15 protein-coding genes and 1 riboswitch are annotated in these 17,703 nt (G+C 68.4%); of the genes, 10 read left to right on the top strand and 5 right to left on the bottom strand.

What is annotated here, in order from left to right:
• Positions 1-59: 59 nt before the first annotated feature.
• Positions 60-1,049 (bottom strand): ornithine cyclodeaminase family protein, encoded by a 990-nt coding sequence (locus ABZ909_RS01345; RefSeq protein ID WP_356995618.1) that lies wholly within the window; start codon positions 1,047-1,049, stop codon positions 60-62.
• The gene (locus ABZ909_RS01350; protein ID WP_356995619.1) at positions 1,046-2,122 is read right to left on the bottom strand and encodes a TauD/TfdA family dioxygenase; all 1,077 of its coding nucleotides are present in this window, start codon (positions 2,120-2,122) and stop codon (positions 1,046-1,048) included. Before ABZ909_RS01350 ends, ABZ909_RS01345 begins: the two co-directional genes overlap by 4 nt.
• Before the next feature lie 244 nt (positions 2,123-2,366).
• Between ABZ909_RS01350 and ABZ909_RS01355 the strand changes: the two genes are divergently transcribed.
• The 6 genes from ABZ909_RS01355 to ABZ909_RS01380 all read left to right on the top strand — a co-directional run bounded on the left by ABZ909_RS01355 (position 2,367) and on the right by ABZ909_RS01380 (position 8,726).
• Positions 2,367-3,098 carry a lytic murein transglycosylase gene (locus ABZ909_RS01355; RefSeq protein ID WP_356995620.1) on the top strand — a complete coding sequence of 244 codons (732 nt, stop codon included), beginning with the start codon at positions 2,367-2,369 and terminating at the stop codon, positions 3,096-3,098.
• Positions 3,099-3,422: 324 nt separating this feature from the next.
• Positions 3,423-4,709, top strand: a complete 1,287-nt coding sequence (eno, locus tag ABZ909_RS01360) for a phosphopyruvate hydratase (protein WP_356995621.1) — start codon at positions 3,423-3,425, stop codon at positions 4,707-4,709.
• A 243-nt stretch (positions 4,710-4,952) separates the two neighbouring features.
• Positions 4,953-5,471 carry a septum formation initiator family protein gene (locus ABZ909_RS01365; RefSeq protein ID WP_356995622.1) on the top strand — a complete coding sequence of 173 codons (519 nt, stop codon included), beginning with the start codon at positions 4,953-4,955 and terminating at the stop codon, positions 5,469-5,471.
• Positions 5,468-6,016: a DUF501 domain-containing protein gene (locus ABZ909_RS01370; RefSeq protein WP_356995623.1), complete on the top strand. Its 549-nt coding sequence runs from the start codon at positions 5,468-5,470 to the stop codon at positions 6,014-6,016. Before ABZ909_RS01365 ends, ABZ909_RS01370 begins: the two co-directional genes overlap by 4 nt.
• A 104-nt stretch (positions 6,017-6,120) precedes the next feature.
• Complete coding sequence (locus ABZ909_RS01375; protein ID WP_356995624.1) at positions 6,121-7,125, top strand: Ppx/GppA phosphatase family protein; 1,005 nt, start codon at positions 6,121-6,123, stop codon at positions 7,123-7,125.
• 134 nt (positions 7,126-7,259) lie between these two features.
• On the top strand, positions 7,260-8,726 hold the full coding sequence (locus ABZ909_RS01380; RefSeq protein ID WP_356995625.1) for a peptide MFS transporter: 1,467 nt from the start codon (positions 7,260-7,262) through the stop codon (positions 8,724-8,726).
• A 9-nt stretch (positions 8,727-8,735) separates the two neighbouring features.
• On the opposite strand, the gene ABZ909_RS01385 is transcribed toward ABZ909_RS01380, so the two are convergent.
• A complete protein-coding gene (locus ABZ909_RS01385) occupies positions 8,736-9,047 on the bottom strand; it encodes a YciI family protein (RefSeq protein WP_356995626.1) in 312 nt (103 codons plus the stop codon).
• 443 nt (positions 9,048-9,490) lie between these two features.
• Positions 9,491-12,223 carry an AAA family ATPase gene (locus tag ABZ909_RS01390; RefSeq protein ID WP_356995627.1) on the bottom strand — a complete coding sequence of 911 codons (2,733 nt, stop codon included), beginning with the start codon at positions 12,221-12,223 and terminating at the stop codon, positions 9,491-9,493.
• 356 nt (positions 12,224-12,579) lie between these two features.
• Between ABZ909_RS01390 and ABZ909_RS01395 the strand changes: the two genes are divergently transcribed.
• The 3 genes from ABZ909_RS01395 to ABZ909_RS01405 all read left to right on the top strand — a co-directional run bounded on the left by ABZ909_RS01395 (position 12,580) and on the right by ABZ909_RS01405 (position 15,689).
• A complete protein-coding gene (locus tag ABZ909_RS01395) occupies positions 12,580-14,148 on the top strand; it encodes an MDR family MFS transporter (RefSeq protein WP_356995628.1) in 1,569 nt (522 codons plus the stop codon).
• Positions 14,149-14,295: 147 nt separating this feature from the next.
• Positions 14,296-14,712: a nuclear transport factor 2 family protein gene (locus ABZ909_RS01400; protein ID WP_356995629.1), complete on the top strand. Its 417-nt coding sequence runs from the start codon at positions 14,296-14,298 to the stop codon at positions 14,710-14,712.
• 110 nt (positions 14,713-14,822) lie between these two features.
• Positions 14,823-15,689, top strand: coding sequence for an NAD-dependent epimerase/dehydratase family protein (locus ABZ909_RS01405; protein WP_356995630.1), 867 nt, complete (start codon positions 14,823-14,825; stop codon positions 15,687-15,689).
• Between the two features lie 154 nt (positions 15,690-15,843).
• Here ABZ909_RS01405 and ABZ909_RS01410 read toward each other — a convergent pair whose 3' ends face one another.
• Positions 15,844-16,212, bottom strand: coding sequence for a nuclear transport factor 2 family protein (locus ABZ909_RS01410; RefSeq protein ID WP_356995631.1), 369 nt, complete (start codon positions 16,210-16,212; stop codon positions 15,844-15,846).
• A gap of 190 nt (positions 16,213-16,402) precedes the next feature.
• Positions 16,403-16,534: riboswitch (cobalamin riboswitch) on the top strand.
• 38 nt (positions 16,535-16,572) lie between these two features.
• Between ABZ909_RS01410 and ABZ909_RS01415 the strand changes: the two genes are divergently transcribed.
• Complete coding sequence (locus ABZ909_RS01415) at positions 16,573-17,694, top strand: HoxN/HupN/NixA family nickel/cobalt transporter (RefSeq protein ID WP_356995632.1); 1,122 nt, start codon at positions 16,573-16,575, stop codon at positions 17,692-17,694.
• Positions 17,695-17,703: the final 9 nt, after the last annotated feature.

Below are 17,703 nucleotides of genomic sequence, written 5' to 3' on the forward strand. Positions count from 1 at the left end.
ACGGCTGTAACGTGAAATTTCGCAGCGAATGCGAACATTTCAGAAATCTGCCGCGACGGTCAGTCCCACAGCGCGACCTCCGTGCCGCGTCCCTCCGCAATGGCACGGTTGGCCAGGGCATGTGCGACCGCGATATCGGTGAGTACCAGGCCGCTGTTGTACACGAAGATCTTCTCGTCGTCGGTGAGCCGACCCGCCTCGCGACGGTCGAGGATTTGGGGCAGCTCGGCGTCGACCTTGCGTAGTCGGCCGTCCGGGCCTGCCATATCCGTACCGGTCAAAGCCATTTGTTCTGCGCTGGTGGCGATTACGCGGTCGGCCTCGACGAGGGTGGAGGGTGCCAGGCCGTAGCCGACCAGTACCACGGTCGCCCCGGGCGCCAGGTCCTTGGCCTCTATCGCCACCAGGGTGCCGGGTCCGGCGGTGGCGAGAATGATGTCCGCTTCGCGCGCCGCCGCGTACGGGTCGCTCACGATGTCGAGTTCGGCGTGCGGATGATGGTGCAGCAGTTGCTGATACACCGCTTCCAATCCTTCGGGGTGGGTTCCGTAGAGCATGAGTCGGTTCAGCTGCGGATTCGCCGCCAGTAGGTGGGGTAGCGCATTGCGGCCCTGGGTGCCTGTGCCGATCAGCAGGACGCTGCGTGCTCCCGGCCGGGCGCATTCGCGCACCAGTAGTGCCGAGACCGCGGGCGTGCGCAGGGCGCCGACGCGGGCGCAGTCCATCAGCGCGATCGGGCTTCCGGTGGCGTCGTCGTAGAGCGAGATCGTCGTGAAATACCGCTTGTTCGACCTGTCGTGGTGCGGGTCGAATTTGTAGCTGGTCTTCATGGCCACCACCCGGCGCCGCCCGTCGCGCCCCAGCATGGCGTAGGCCACCGACCACCCGTCGGGATGGGCGACGCTGAGTTTGCGGGGGTTGTCCGAATCCCCGCCCGCCAGTGCGAGATACGCGTCTTCGACGGCCCGCACCACCTCGGCCGGAGAGATCGGGACGTCGGCCAGGTCGCTGCGGCTGAGTACGCGGAGCGGGGTGGGGCGGCAGTTCACGTGTTCTGTCCTCGGGTCGTGCGGAACGGTGCCACCACGCGCTGACCGTAGCCGTCCTCCCCGGCCTCGGCATCGCGGCGGCGTTGGGGCAGGCGAATATTGACGCGCTTGAGCCAGCGGTCGGTGCCGTCGTAGCGGGGGGTGAACGGCACCCGCCCGTGCACCACCACGTCATTGTCCACCAGGAGCAGTTCTCCGGGCGCCAAAGCCGCGGCGACGCACACTCTTTCGAGTTCGCTGGTCAAATGCCGGTAGGCGCTGCGGAATTCGTCGTCGGCATGGTCGAGGGGGGTGTACGCCGGATCGAAACGCAGTGTGGTCCCGCCCGCATCGTCGCCGAGGGTGGCGATCGGCGGTGCCGGGGTGTCCCCGAAGGCGGTGCCGTAGGAGACGTCCGGCAGGATCGGCAGTCGCGCCGTGCTCAGGATCTTCCGCTGCGCCGCATCGAGTTCCGCTTTCCGGATCGAGGACACGGTGGTCGCGATCCGGTCGGGATTGCGCAGGCAGCCGAGCATGAGCAGGTTGGCCCGGTCCGGGTGGAAGGCGTCCTCGGTGTGCGGGCTGAGCAGCGCGGTGCTGCTGGCCCCCGACTGTTCGTGCTCGTGGCCGGGCGTGGGCACGATGTTGTTCACCAGCCGTCCCGCCTGCTGGCCCTCCCAGCCGAAGGGTTCACCGGCGCACCGTGCCAGCAGCAGCATGACGACATCGAGCTGGAAGGAGCCGGACCGTGGTGACCGGGTTCCGGCCAGTTCGGTCGCCTCCTGCCAGTTGTACGGCGTCGGCCCGAATTCCTCGTCGTCGACCGGAAGCCGGCCGATGACCGCCACGCCCGCCGCCGTGGCGGGCGGCCGCATGGCCTCGTGCACCGCGTCGGGCAGCCGTTCGTATTTGGCGTCGATGTGGCGCAGCAGGACCGGGTGCGAGAGGGTGGTCGCGATCTCCGGACAGCGCCCGACTGTGACGGCGATCTCAGCGGCGAGATGGCGCACTGCCCGGGCTGCGGATTCGGGCAGGTCGCGTCGTTCGAGTTGAGCGGGATGGAGCTGACTACGTTCGGAGAGAACGCTTTTCACCAACGGGAGGGCCTTCCTGGCTGGGCGGTGGCATGGTGATCTTGGCTCGGCGACAGACGGTATTACCCCCGCAGAATTTTGGCAAGCCTTACCTAAGGGCGTGTCGTAGAAATAGCGGATGGATATGGGATTCCCGCGCGGAGGCCGGTCGAACACGATCGTTACCGCCGACCCGGGCGAACCGTGTTCACGGTGTTCGCCTCCACTGCGATCCATCTGGATGATGAATGGGGTGCGTATCCGAATGGCCGGCCTCCGGGCCCCGCTGACCCGCGCCGGCCTGCTGGGCACGGCCACCGCGCTGTTATTGCTGACCGGTTGCGGGACAAGCAATCTCACACCCGTCCCGGACGACATGCCGCCGGGCGCGGGCGCACCGCTGCCGCCGATCGACCTGGATGCGCCGGGGCGCACCGCGATTCAGCTGCAGGACTGGGCGGAGGAACAGCACGGGTCGACCGGCATTCCGGTGCTGGCCCTGGAGGCTTACGGATACGCGGCGGCAGTGATGGCGCGGTCCAAGCCGGAGTGCGGGATCGGCTGGACCACGCTGGCGGGCATCGCGAGCGTGGAGAGTCAGCACGGCACGCACGGCGGATCGCATATCGCCGATGACGGGGCGGTGTCGCCGCCGATTCGCGGGCTGCCACTGGATGGTTCGCCCGGGCGCGCGCGGATTTTGGACGCGAGCTCCACCGAGGCGAAATCGGTGTATGTCCGGGCGATGGGCCCGTTCCAGTTCATTCCGGAGACCTGGCAGCGCTGGGGTGTGGACGCCAACGGCGACGGGAAGATCGATCCGGACAATATCGACGATGCGGCATTGACCGCCGCGCGCTACCTCTGCGCCATGGGCGGCGACCTCACCGGCGCACCCGGCTGGCAGCAGGCGCTGCTCACCTACAACCAGTCCACCAGTTATATGAACACCGTCCGCTACCGCGCCGCCGCCTACAGCGTGGGCCGCAGGGTCTAATTTGCCCTCCGCTCTGTGTTCAATTTGCCCTCCGCTTCGCTCCGGGCGGGTTCGCGGCGCTGAAAGTCTCGTTCTTCCCTCCTCCGCTTCGCTCCCCCGCTCCAAGGCGGAGGTCTATTCCAGCCGCAGTCCAGAACGAGACGCGCCGCGAACCTGGTGTGTGGTCGTAGTAGTTGGTGTGTGGTCGTAGTGGTCGGGGAGTGTGTATATCTTGCGGGCGCGCCGATGGGGGGATGCGGCGGCGCGATCCCGGCACAGTAGGCTCGTCAGCGCACGGGTTCGCCGTGCGACCTGCCGAGTCAGCAGCCGAAGGAGTGTCGTTTCGTGGCCATCATCGAACAGGTCGGAGCTCGCGAGATCCTGGATTCGCGTGGCAACCCCACTGTCGAGGTCGAGATCGCTCTCGACGACGGCACCCTCACCCGTGCGGCCGTGCCCTCCGGCGCGTCCACCGGTGAGCACGAGGCCGTCGAGCTGCGTGACGGTGGCGACCGCTACCAGGGCAAGGGCGTGCAGAAGGCCGTCGAGGGTGTCCTCGACGAGATCGCCCCGGCCGTGATCGGTCTCGACGCCGTCGAGCAGCGCACCGTCGACCAGACCCTGCTGGATCTGGACGGCACCCCGGACAAGTCGCGTCTGGGCGCCAATGCCCTGCTGGGTGTCTCGCTCGCGGTGGCCCGCGCGGCCGCCGAGTCCTCGGGCCTGGAGCTGTTCCGCTACGTCGGCGGCCCGAACGCCCACGTCCTGCCGGTGCCGATGATGAACATCCTCAACGGTGGCGCGCACGCCGACTCCGGCGTCGACGTCCAGGAGTTCATGATCGCCCCGATCGGCGCGGCCACCTTCAAGGAGTCGCTGCGCTGGGGCGCGGAGGTCTACCACACGCTGAAGTCGGTGCTCAAGGCGCAGGGCCTGTCCACCGGTCTGGGCGACGAGGGCGGTTTCGCGCCGTCGGTCGCGAATACCCGTGCCGCCCTGGACCTGATCGCCTCGGCGATCGACAAGGCCGGTTTCAAGCTGGGCAGCGAGATCGCGCTCGCGCTCGACGTGGCCGCCACCGAGTTCTACACCACCGGTGAGGGTTACAAGTTCGAAGGCAAGCTGCACACCGCCGCCGAGATGGCCGCGTTCTACGCCGGCCTGCTCGGCAACTACCCGATCGTCTCGATCGAGGACCCGCTGTCCGAGGACGATTGGGACGGCTGGGTCTCCCTGACCGACCAGATCGGCGACAAGGTGCAGCTGGTCGGTGACGACCTGTTCGTCACCAACCCGGACCGCCTGGAGGAGGGCATCGCCAAGGGCGCGGCCAACGCACTCCTGGTGAAGGTCAACCAGATCGGCACCCTGACCGAGACCCTGGACGCGGTCGAGCTGGCCCACCGCAACGGCTACAAGACCATGATGAGCCACCGGTCCGGCGAGACCGAGGACACCACCATCGCCGACCTGGCGGTGGCGGTCGGCTCCGGCCAGATCAAGACCGGCGCCCCGGCCCGCTCCGAGCGCGTCGCCAAGTACAACCAGCTGCTGCGCATCGAGGACGCCCTGGGCGACTCGGCGCGCTACGCCGGTGACGCCGCCTTCCCGCGATTCGCGTTCGAAGGCTGAATAATCGGTAGCTCGAGCCCCGACCCGGCCTCCGAGAGTTGGGACTACTACTGAATTTCGAGGTGTGAGATGACGGAGCGACGGGCGCGCGGAACTAGTCCGGCAGGACGAAGTGACCGGCGCCCGTCGCGCTCCGCTCGCGCCAAGAGCGCCTCGGGCGGCAAGCGGAACGAATCCGCCACCGTCCCGAAATCCGGTGCCGCCGCGAAATCTTCGAGCTCGAGCAGCAGCCGCACGACCTCCGTGAAGCCGGCTCCCAAGCGTCGCACCGCCCCCAGGGCGGCCGCGAAATCCGAACGGCACGAACGCAAGATCCTCGGCCTGTCCACCGGTCGCGCGGTGCTGCTGGCCGCCGTGCTGGCGGGGCTCGCGCTCACTCTGGCGGTGCCGCTGCGCACCTACTTCACGCAGCGCTCGGACGCCTCCGAGCTGGCAGCTCAGCATCGCCAGCTGGAGGAGGAGGTCGTGAACCTGCGCGATCGTCGTGCGCAGCAACAGGATCCGAACTACATCAAGGCCGAGGCCCGGGACCGCCTGCGTCTGGTGATGCCGGGGGACACGCCCTACATCGTGCAGATCCCCGAGATCGAGCAGCCGGCCATCCCGACCCAGCCCGCCAAACCCCGGGAGCCCGATCCCTGGTACACGCAGCTGTGGCACAGCGTTTCCTCGCCGCAGCCCGTCGCCGCCCCCGCTCCCACCCCGCCACCCGCACCGGCGCCCCCGCCGCCCGCACCCACCGAGGAAGGACAACCCAGGTGACCGCAGCCGAGAACGTCCCCGGCGAGCGCGATCTCGCGATCGTCGCCGAGCAACTGGGCCGGGCTCCGCGCGGCGTGCTCGCCATCGCCTACCGCACTCCGGACGGCCTGCCCGCGGTGGTCAAGACCGCGCCCAAGCTCCCGGACGGGACCCCCTTCCCGACCCTGTACTACCTGACGGATCCGCGCCTGACCGCCGAGGCGAGCCGTCTGGAGACCACCGGCCTGATGCGCGACATGTCCGAACGCCTCACCCGCGACCCGGAACTCGCCGCCGCATACCGCGCCGCATACGACAGCTACCTGTCCGAGCGCAATGCCATCGAGGACCTCGGCACCGACTTCGCCGGCGGCGGCATGCCCGACCGGGTCAAGTGCCTCCACGTCCTCATCGCCCACTCCCTGGCCAAGGGCCCGGGCCTCAACCCCCTCGGCGACGAGGCCGTCGCCCTGGCCGCCGACCACGGCCTGCGCGGCACCGCCATTCCGGCGGACTGGCCGAAATACGAGGAGTACCGCACCGATTCGGAGCCTGCCGGCGAGTGAGCCGGCCGCGCCCGGATTGACGACCGCCCTCCATCGGTCGTGCAGCGCCGAGGTGGTCTGGTCGGCGAGATGTGTTCAGAACCAGTCGAATTCAGAGGTCAGGGATGAGCAAGGCAGAGTTCGCGCGGAGTGCGGCCCCCGGTGCGGAAGCGCACGAGCGGATCGCGGGCATCGACTGTGGAACCAACTCGATCCGACTCCTGATCGCCGATGTCGCACGCGACGCCGACGGTAAGCCGCATCTGACCGATGTGCATCGGGAGATGCGGATCGTGCGACTGGGCCAGGGCGTGGATGCCACGGGTTCGTTGAATCCCGAAGCGATCGAACGCACTCGGGTGGCGCTGCGCGACTATGTCGACCTCATGCTGAAGCACGGTGTGACACGGGTGCGGATGGTGGCCACCTCCGCCATGCGCGATGCCGCCAACCGCGAGGACTTCTTCACCATGACCGGCGTCGAGCTGGGCCGGGTGGTGCCGGGGGCGCAGGCCGAGGTCATCAGCGGCGACGAGGAGGCGCGGCTGTCCTTCGCCGGAGCTGTTGGTGAACTGTCCAGTGCCGCAGGGCCTTTCGTAGTGGTGGATCTGGGCGGCGGGTCGACCGAGGTGGTACTGGGTGATGCGGCCGGTGTGCACGCGGCGTACTCGGCCGATATCGGCTGCGTGCGCATCACCGAGCGGTGCCTGCACGGCAATCCGCCCACCCGCGAGGAGGTCGCTTCTGCGCGCTTCTTCGCGTCGGAGCGGCTGGCACAGGCGTTCGGCGTGGTGCCGGTGGAGCGGGCGCACACCTGGGTGGGTGTGGCCGGGACCATGACCACGATCGCCGCGGTGTCGCTGGATCTGCCCGAATACGATTCGGACCGTGTGCATCTCACCCGCCTGCCGCTGGCCGACCTGCGCAAGGTGTGCGATCGGCTGATCGGCATGAACCACGACGAGCGGGCCGCGCTCGGGCCCATGCATCCGGGCCGGGTGGATGTGATCGGCGGTGGCGCGGTAATAGCCGAAGTGCTTGCTGATGAGCTGGCGCGGCGTGCCGGGATTCGCGAGCTGATTGTCAGCGAACACGACATCCTGGACGGCATCGCACTGTCAATCGCCTGATCGGACCGCTTGTCAAGCGTCTGCGGGATATTTGTCCCTCGGCCCGAGCATCCTGAACATTTCCTCGGCAATTTGTGACGTAGGTTAATTTCTGAGGTTGCTGCTGGATTGCCCTTTATGGGAGGGTCGCGGGTATGTCTGGAGTAGCTCACGACGTGAAACCGGTCACCGAACGGACCCTGTTCGGCCACCCCATCGGTATCGCGAATCTGTTCGGTGTCGAATTGTGGGAACGGTTCTCGTTCTACGGAATGCTCACGATTCTCGGCTACTACCTGTACTACACGGCCACCGACGGCGGCCTCGGCATGGCCAAGTCCACCGCCACCGGCATCGTCGGTGCCTACGGCGGTCTGGTCTATCTGTCGACCGTGCTCGGCGCGTGGGTCGCGGACCGTCTGCTCGGCTCGGAGCGCACCGTCTTCTACGGCGGTGTCGTCGTCATGGCCGGCCATATCGCGCTGGCCGTCCTGCCCGGCCTGCCCGGTGTCGGCGTCGGTCTGGTGCTGGTCGCGCTGGGGTCAGGTGGCCTGAAGGCGAATGCCTCCTCGCTGCTGGGCACCCTCTACGACAAGGACGATCCGCGTGCGGACGGCGGCTTCACACTGTTCTATCTGGGGATCAACCTGGGCGCCTTCGCCGGTCCGCTGATCACCGGCCTGCTGCAGGATCACGTCGGCTTCCACTACGGCTTCGGCGCGGCCGCCATCGGTATGGCGATCGGCCTCACCCAGTACGTCATATTCCGCAAGAACCTGGGCGCGCACGGCCGCGATGTGCCGAACCCGTTGCCGCGCACCGCGATTCCCAAGGTTGTGGCGGCCTTCGCCGCGATCCTCGTGGTGGTAGCCATCGCCTGGGCCACCAGGCTGGTGACCCTGTCCAACCTGCCCGACGCCACCACCTTCGTGATCGTCGTGGCCTCGATCGCCTACTTCGCCATCATGCTCACCAGCGAAAAGGTGACCCCGATCGAGCGCACCCGGGTGCGCGCCTACATGCCGCTGTTCGTCGCGAACGCGGTGTTCTGGTCGCTGTTCCAGCAGATCTTCACGGTGCTGGCGGTGTACTCCGACGAGCGCATGAACTGGTCCATCTTCGGCTGGACCGCGCCGTCGAGCTGGATCGGTTCCATGGAGCCGGTGTGGATCATCGCGCTGTCGCCGCTGTTCGCGATCATGTGGACCCGCCTGGGCATGCGCTCCCCGAGCACTCCGCGCAAGTTCTCGCTGGGCGTGATCGGGATGGGCGCGGCCTTCCTGCTGTTCACCCTGTTCTCGGGCAGCCACGGCAAGTCGGTGTCGTTCGTGATCGTCTTCTTCATCCTGGGCGCGTTCGCGGTCTCGGAGCTCATGCTCTCGCCGATCGGTCTCTCGGTCACGACGAAGCTGGCCCCCAACGCTTTTCGCGCTCAGATGATGGCCCTGTACTTCTTCTCGGTCGGCATCGGCACCTCGATGTCGGGGGTGCTGTCCAAGTTCTACGACCCGTCCCACGAACTGGTGTACTTCGGCGTCGCCGGTCTGGTGGCCATGGCCGTCGGCGCGATCGTCTGGACCATCGCCCCCTGGATCAGCCGCCACATGGAGGGCGTGCACTAACTCCCGTCGTCACATGCCCGGCATGGCCAGGAATTCGTAGATGTCGATGGTGCCGCCCCGTTCGGTGTGCGGATGGCCCTTCAGTACCTCCTGAAGTGCTTCGCTGGAGTCGGCCTGCAGGATGGAGAAGCCGCCGATCCGGCCGTCGGCGTTGAGGGATCCGGGTCCCAGCGGCGATCCGAGATCGACGATCGCCGACCCCGCCCGACCGGCCCAGTCCATCCAGGCCTTCATGCCCGCCGCCTGGGCTTCGGGGGTGGTCTGGGCCATCTGCTCGCGAGCGGACTGGTCCGACTTGTAGATCACCAGGAATTTTGTCATTGGTGACTCCTGACTGTCTCCCGGTCGAATCCGGCTGACCGGGCCTTTTCCGACTGGTTTGCCAATCGTATGCCGACGCTTCGGCCGATGGTGGGGGAATGGGCGGCCGAAACGCATCCGTAGCTCGATGCTGCCGTTCCTGAAGCTCACCGACGACAACCCGAGCGGCGCTCCGGTGGCGGTGCTCGAGGACATGCTGCACCGCATCCGCACCGACCGGCTCGAGTGGATGGCCCGGCAGTCACAGCTGTATTTCGCCGAGCAGCGCGGCACCGAGGTGTCGCCCGAGCAGTCGGACCTCACCTACCGCCGCCGAGCTGCTGCCCGGTGCGAGCCACCGCGAGTACCCCGCCGCCGGGCACGGGCTCCAATGCCACCCACGCCGGGCAGCTCGACAACGACCTGCTCGAGTTCATCAACGCATGACCCGCCAGTCGCGATGATCAATGAAGTTGTGCGGCAATATCCTTCAGCTCGCCCCGCGAGGTGACGCCGAGCTTCGGGTACGCCTTGTAGAGGTGGTAGCCGACGGTGCGGTGGCTCAGGAACAGCTGCGCGGCGATGTCGCGGTTGGACAGTCCCTGCGCGGCGAGGCGGACGATCTGCAATTCCTGCGGGGTCAGGCCGGTCGCGGTACTGCGGGACGGGCCGGGATCGGAATCCGGTGCGCCGGCCGCGGTCAGCTCGTGGCGGGCGCGCCTGGCCCACGGATCCAGTTCCAGCCGCTCGAAGACCTCGAGGGCGTCGTGCAATCGAGTGCGCGCCTCGGCCTTGCGGCGGGCGCGGCGCAGCCATTCCCCGTAAAGCAGAGCGGTACGGGCGAATTCGATGGGACGAGCCTCGCGGTCGTGCAGCTCGAGCGCCTTGGCGTACAGATCTTCGGCGTTCTGGTCATCCAGCAGCGCGCGGCAGCGCAGCACCAGGGCATCGGCCCATTCCTGTCCCACCGACTCCGCCCAGCCGGCGAAGTTCGCGAAAGGCGCCGCGGCGCGCTCCGGGGCCCCGATCCGCACGGCGGCCTCGACCAGATCCGGCACCGCCCGGGTGGCGCAAATATGGTGATCGAAAGGCGATTTCGTCAATCGCTCGAAGCGCGACAGCGCCGATTCCGCTCGCCCGGCCCCGAGGTCGAGCAGTCCCAGCGACCAGTGCGCCCATGGTGCGCCCGGCGCGATCGCTCCCGGTGTATCCCCGGTGAGCCCGAGCTCGGCCTGCGCCAGGCACCCGTCCTCATCCCCGCGCAATGCGTCCAAATGCGCCAGCACACTGCTGAGTTGGCGCACCCACTGTTGCTGGCCGGTGTCGCGGGCGAGGTCGCGGGCCTCGACCGTCGCGGTGCGTGCGTCGCGCAGGCGGCCGGTGAAGATATCGGCCTCGCTGGCGAAGAACAGGACGGTCGGCAGTCGCCCGGCGGCGCCGGCGGCGCGATGCTTGCCCTCCAGGGACATGGCCAGATCGAAGGCGGGCCCGTCCTGCCCGCGCGCGAGCGCGGTGCCGCAAAGGATCGACAGGACCTGGTCGGAAACATCTCCCCGGGAACGGATTTCGCCGAGGATGTCGGTCAGTGCCAGGGGCTGGCCCGGGCCACGCCCGAACATCCGGCTGATGAACCGCACCGCCGGGGTCACCGGTAGCGTATCCGGCAACCGCAGGTCCGCAAGGTGTTCGAGTACCTCCCGCAAGTCGGCCTCGCCCAGATACCACCCGGTGTGCATGGCCTGCACCAGCATGTCCGCCGCCTGCGCGGGTTCGGTGGCCGCTATGCTCGTCGCCGCGTCGATCAGCAGCCGGTGCGCATCCGGAAACTTGCCCTGCCAGAAGAGGGCCAGCGCCCGCACCTGGGAAAGACTGGCGCGCAACGATTCCGAGCTCACTTCGCGGGCCGTGCGCTGGGCCAGCTCGGCCGCCCGCCCCAGATCACCCGACTCCAGGGCCGCCTGGGCGGCCAGCGCCTGACGTCGCGTCCGATCCTCGGGCCGATCACTGAGTCGGGCCGCCCGATCATATGCGGCGGCCGCCGCCTTGTGCCCGCCGCGTTCGCGCGCTCGAACAGCGCTGCGCTCCAAGGCATCCGCCACCTCGGCATCGGGACCGAGGGCCGCCGCCGCGCGATGCCAGGCCCGCCGATCCGCCTGCTCGGGCGCGTCCAGCGCCTCGGCCAGAGCGCGGTGGACCGCCAATCGCTGTCCCAGCGGGGCGCGTTGGTACACCGCCGCGCGAATCAGCGGGTGGCGGAACGTGATCGACAGCTCGACGCCGCTCCCGCGCTGCAACAGTTCGGCAGCCTCCGCCGGTGCGAGATCGTCGACGCTCGCTCCGAGGCTCGCCGCCGCACGCAGCACGACGGCGGGCTCCGCGGATTCGTCGGTGGCCAGCACGGTCAGCAGGGTCTGGGTCGGCTCCGGCAGCCGACTGATCCGGCCGTGGAAGGCCAGCCGCAGCCGATCGGTCAGGGGCAGCGCGCCGGCAGCGAGATCCGGCGTCGATTCGGCGGCCATCGCCAGCGGCAGCTCGCGCAGGGCCAGTGGATTGCCGCGCGCCTCGGCCAGCAGCCGGTAGCGCACGGCCGGGGTGAGCGCGTGCTCATCCAGCAGGGCCGCCGCCGCCTCGTGAGACAGACCGGTCAATCGCTGCTCGGGCAGCCCGATGGCCTCGAACGACCCCTCGCCCTCCCGGACGCCGAACAGCATGGCGACACCCTCGGCCTGCAGCCGCCGGGCCGCGAACAGCAGCGCGTCCTGAGAGGCCCGGTCCAGCCACTGCGCGTCGTCGACCACGACCAGCAGCCCGGCGCCGTCGGCGTAATCCGTGAGCAGTGACAACACCGCCAGACCGGTGAGCATGGGCTCGCATCCGCCGGGACCGAGGCCGAGCGCGCCCGCCAGCGCCGCCCGCTGCGGTTCCGGCAGGCCGGGCAGCCGGTCCAGGGCGGGACGCAGCAGCAATTGCAGTCCGGCGAACGGCAATTCGGCCTCGACCTCGACGCCGATGCCACGCAGCACCCGCATGCCGTCCGCCTGCGCGGCGGCGAATCCGAGCAATGCCGTCTTGCCGATCCCGGGCTCGCCGCGCAGCACCAGCACCGCGCTGTGCCCGTCGCGCGCACCCTCGATCAGGGTGTCGAGCGCCTGCTGTTCGTGCTCGCGTCCACGCAGCTGCGGAATGTGTTCGGCCACGGTCGTTCTCACACCCTTTCGCCCCGTGACCGCGCCATCGCGGCGGGGCATCCCCCCATCATGGCGGGTTCCGGATCCGGGGGCCGATCCGAGCTCACGTCCACTCAAACGTGACCTGCCTCACTCGATGATTTTGCCGAGTTCGATAAGTGCTGGTAACAGCACACTTTCAGCATGCTATGGGGCCGCGGTTCACCCGATAATCGGATGAATTCTGTCGGACCCTGCCGGAATACTGTCCGGCGACCGATGAGTTGAGCGACCTGTACCCGTCTGCATCGATATGGCCCCCCGGACGGCACCGTCGCCGACTCCGCGTCACCCCCTCGAATACGAACACCCCCGGAGGTTTTCCGATGCCCGATCTATCCGCTAGCTCGACCAAGCAGCGGACGCCAACGGTCATCCGGTTGCTGGTGCTCGCGACCTTCACGGTGATCTTGAACGAGACCATCATGATCAATGCGATTCCGCGGCTCATGACGGATCTTCATGTGACCGAGCGGTCCGCGCAGTGGGTGTCCACGGCATTCATGCTCACCATGGCGGCGGTCATCCCGGTGACCGGCTGGTTCCTGCAGCGCGTCACCACCCGGCGCGCGTACTCCCTCGCGATGGGTGTCTTCCTCCTCGGCACCGCGGTGGCCGCGCTCGCGCCGTCGTTCGCGGTGCTGCTGATCGGCCGGGTCGTCCAGGCGGGCGGCACCGCGGTCATGATGCCGCTGCTCATGACCACCCTGATGACGGTCGTCCCCGAGCACGACCGCGGTCGCGTGATGGGCAATGTCACCCTGGCCATCTCGGTCGCCCCGGCCATGGGCCCGGTCATCTCCGGCCTGGTGCTCCAGATCGGTTCGTGGCGCTGGCTGTTCGCGCTGGTGCTGCCCATCGCCGCGGTGGTGACCTGGTTCGGACTGCGCAAGCTGGAGAACGTCGGTGAGCCGCAAGCGGGTTCGATCGACTGGTTCAGCGTGGCGTTCGCGGCCCTCGGCTTCGGCGGGCTGGTGTACGGCCTGAGCAAGTTCGGCGCGGGCAGCGCGCTCACTCCGGTGCTGATCGTCGCCGGCGGTGTGGCCCTGGTCGCCGTCTTCGTGTTCCGCCAGGTGTCCCTGCAGCGCAACGGCAGCCCGCTGCTGGATCTGCGAATCCTGTTGTCCGGCACCTACGCCAAGGCGCTGGTCCTGATGGCCGTGGCCTTCCTGGCCATGATGGGCTCGATGATCCTGCTGCCGCTGTACCTGCAGAACCTGCGTGGCCTGAGCCCGCTGCAGACCGGTCTGCTGGTCATGCCGGGCGGTCTGGCCATGGGTCTGCTCGGCCCGACCGTGGGCCGGCTGTTCGATCGGTTCGGCGGCCGCATCCTGGTGATTCCGGGCGCGATCGGCATCACCGCCGCCCTCGTCGGCTTCACTCAGCTCTCGCTGACCACGCCGTATCCGGTGCTGGTGGTGTTGCACATCCTGCTGATGGTGTCGCTGGCCGCCGCCTTCACGCCGGTGTTCACCCTGGGCCTGGGCGCGCTGCCGATGCACCTGTACTCGCACGGCAGCTCCATGCTGGGCACGCTGCAGCAGGTGGCCGCGGCCTTCGGCACCGCCCTGGTGGTGACGGTCATGACGTCACGGGCCACCCATCTGACCGATGGCGGCGGTAACCCGCTCGACGCCCACCTGTCCGGCATGCGGCTGGCCTTCGCGGTCTCCGCTGCGCTGGCGCTGATCGTCATCGTCATGGCGGTGCTGCTGCCCAACCGCTCCGAATCGCCGGAGCCGGTCGAGGATTCGCCTGAGGCCCTGGACGCCGCCGGCGTCGTGGCCCTGGACGCCGCCGGCGTCGTGGCCCTGGACGCCGCCGGCGTCGTGGCCCTGGACGCCGCCGGCGTCGCGGCCCTGGAAGCCGCCGGCGTCGCACTGGTCAAGGACTGACAAAGAGCGTGAAAGCGCCCGCGGCCGAACGCCGCGGGCGCTTTTTCGTGTCGGCGGTCCGGCGCTCTGCATCGATAAGCGTTCTTTATCGCTGAGTGTGTGAGCCGGCCCTTGGTCGGGCTCGGGATTTCCAGTGAACTGAATGGCATGAGCACCACACACGAGACCCGGACGGTGATCGAGAACTACATTCGCGCCCTGCGGGGCGGCGAGGCGGTCGAGCGGCGCAGCGAGTTCTTCGCGCCCGATGCCACCTGGACACTGGCCGGGGACCTGCCGACCTCGGGCACCTGGGTCGGACCGGACCAGATCTTCCACGGTTTCCTGCCCGCCATGCTGGCGCGCTTCGACACCACCAAACCCATGAGCCAGGAGGTGCGCGGCGTGATCGCCGACGGGGACCGCGCCGTGGCAGAGTGGACCACCCGGGCGACCACCGTGGCGGGCGCGGAGTATGTCAACGATGTCGTCATCGCCTTCCGCGTCGCCGACGGCCGAATCGCGGAAGCCCGGGAGTATTTCGACACCGCATACGCGAATCGCGTGCTGTTCGCCGGTAATTGACGTGCTGTTCGCGGGTAATCGAGCGGGCGCCCGCTGACAGCGGAATACCAGTGCGGCCGACGAGGCTGTCGTGAAGACGGCCGGCACGGCCGAGATGGAGGAGAAGATTCATGCGAGTACTGATCATCGGGGCCGGCGGCTACCTGGGTTCCGCGGTCGCCGAACGCTTTACCGGGCTGGGTCACGAGGTGGTGGCACTGGTACGGCCCGGTAAGGAGGGCGAGTCCGGATTCGAGACGCGCACAGGCGATCTCGCCGATCCGGCATCCCTCACCGCCGCTGTCACCCCCGATATCGACGCCGTGGTCAACCTCGCCACCCCCAGTGGAGACGCGGACGTGGACGCCGCCGCCATTGCTGCCCTCACCGACCCGCTGCGCGGCACCGGCAAGCCCTTCGTCTACACCAGCGGCGTCTGGGTCCTCGGCGCGACCGATGGCGCCGACGAATCCGCGCCTACCAACCCCATTCCCATCGTCGGCTACCGCCCGGTCATCGAACGCCAGGTCCTCGCTCTTGCCGATGCGGGCGTCCGCGCCGCCGTCATCCGTCCCGGCATCGTGCACGGCCGCAATGGCGGAATCCCCGCTCTCCTGGTCGATCTCGCCCGCAAGCACAATGCGCCGGTCGTCGTCGCCGACTCCACTGTCGTATGGCCCACCGTTCACGTGGACGACCTGGCCGACCTCTTCGTGAAGGTCGTCGAAGCGGCTCCGGCGGGCACCATCTGGCACGCCATCACCGAGCCGGCCGTCTCGGTGCTCGACCTCGCCACCGCTGCGGCCCAGGCCGCCGGCGTCTCCGGCGACCCGGTGATCTGGCCCCTCGCCGAAGCGGAAGCCGCCCTGGGCGCTCCCTTCGCCGAAGCCTTGGCCCTCAGCCAATCCATCACCGGCAAGGGCGCCCGCGCCGACCTCGGCTGGAACCCGCAGGGCCCCAGCGCAACAGCCGACCTGAGCGCCGGTTCCTACCGCTGATCAACGTCTGCCGGGTGGCCGCCCGCATCGAGCGGACACCCGGCGTCGCCGGAGTTCCGGCAGTCGCCCACCGCCGGAGTTCCGGCAGTCGCCCACCGCCGGAGTTCCGGCAGTCGCCTACCGCCGCGCCTTCGAACTGCTTGCGGCGCAACGATCAAGCCCCGGCGGGGACTTTGTCGAGGAAGCCGTAGACGCGTTCGATGCGCCCGTCCTCGGCGATGGCGGCGACATCGAAGCCGATCACCAGCGGTTCCGCGCCCGGGGTGCCGAGGTGCCACGTGAAGCGGGCGATGTGGTGGTTGGCGTCGACCGGGGCGCCCAGGCTGAACTCCAGTCCGGCGAACTGCGCCTGGACGGCGGCGATGGTGGCGTCCAACCCGGCGTGCCCACGGACCGAGCACAGCGGGTCGGTGTATTCGGCGTCGTCCGTGAACAACTCGGCGACCATGGTGGCGCGGGTCGAGGCGTCGGTGGTGTTCCAGGCGGTGAGGTAGCGCTGGACGAGTTCGTTGATGTCGCTCATGTCGGTTCTCCTTGCTGGTGTGAACTTGATGAGGACAACGTTATGAAGAACGCCGGACCTGGGAATCTGTCGTCATTAAGTACTCACGACCGGTCTGCCCGCACTGTGGCTCCCCGGTCGTTCGTAGACGGTCCACCACGAATCCGATGTCATTCGGGCGCGGCACCGCTGGACGTCGGGGCCGTCGGCGCTGCTCTGTATAGTCAGGCGAACATTTTGTGACGATGGTGGGAACCCGGTGGGAATCCGGGACGGTCGCGCCACTGTGTCCGGGCCGCTGCGGCGGTACGGGAGTCAGACCTCGCGTCGTCACAGCCCTACGTACGGGGACGCGGGTTCCCCGAGAAGGTCTCTGCGCGCATGTCTGTCGATCCTGGTTCGAATTCCGCTGTCCCCGCGCGCCGTCGGTTGCGGCATGTCCTGCACGACTGGTCGCGGCGGGACTGGATCGAGGCGGGAGTGCTGCTCGGGGTGGTCGCGGCCATCCATGTGGTGGCGTTCGGGCTACTGTTCGGGGCGGTGGCGCCGCACAGCTATCAGCTCGGGTCGCAGGTGTTCGGGGTCGGATTGGGTTTCACCGCATACGCGTTCGGCCTGCGGCATGCGTTCGACGCGGACCACATCGCGGCGATCGACAATACGACCCGGAAGCTCATGACCGATGGGCAGCGGCCCAAATCGGTGGGCTTCTGGTTCGCCATGGGTCACTCGACGATCGTGTTCGTGCTGGCCGCGCTGGTGGTGGCCGGTGCGCGGGTGGTCGGCGAGCTGGTCGATGAGGATTCGCCCACCCGGAAGACCTTGGGCATGGTGTCGACGGTGGCGTCCGGATCGTTCCTGTATCTGATCGGGCTGCTCAATGTGGTTGCGCTGATCGGGATCTGGCGCGTGTTCCAGGGCACCCGGCGCGGCGAGTTCGATGCCGAGGAGTTGGAGGCCGCCCTGCAGGCCCGCGGTGCGCTGGCCCGGCTGCTGGGCCCGGTCATGCGGGCGGTGCGCCGGCCGGCGCAGGTGTATCCGGTGGGCGTGCTGTTCGGGCTGGGCTTCGACACCGCCACCGAGGTCGCCCTGCTGGCCCTCGCCGGTTCCGGCGCCGCCGCCGGACTGCCCTGGTACGCGATCGTGGTGCTGCCGCTGCTGTTCGCCGCGGGCATGAGTCTGATGGACACCCTCGACGGACTGTTCATGAACGTGGCCTACGACTGGGCCTTCTCCGAGCCGATCCGCAAGATCTACTACAACCTCACCATCACCGCCCTGTCGATCGCGGTGGCGCTGATCGTCGGCTCCATCGAACTGATAACCGTCCTCCACGACGACGCCGACTTCGTCAACCCGATCACCGACTGGATCGCCGGAATCAACCTCAACAATGTCGGTTTCGGCATCGTCGGCCTGTTCGTGCTGGCCTGGATCATCGCCGTCGCCTACTGGCGCTGGGCCAAGGTCGAGCAGCGCTGGAACTCGGCCGAGTCGGAGTGAATCCGGCCT

Source organism: Nocardia sp. NPDC046763 (genome assembly GCF_040645495.1).
GTDB lineage: Bacteria > Actinomycetota > Actinomycetes > Mycobacteriales > Mycobacteriaceae > Nocardia.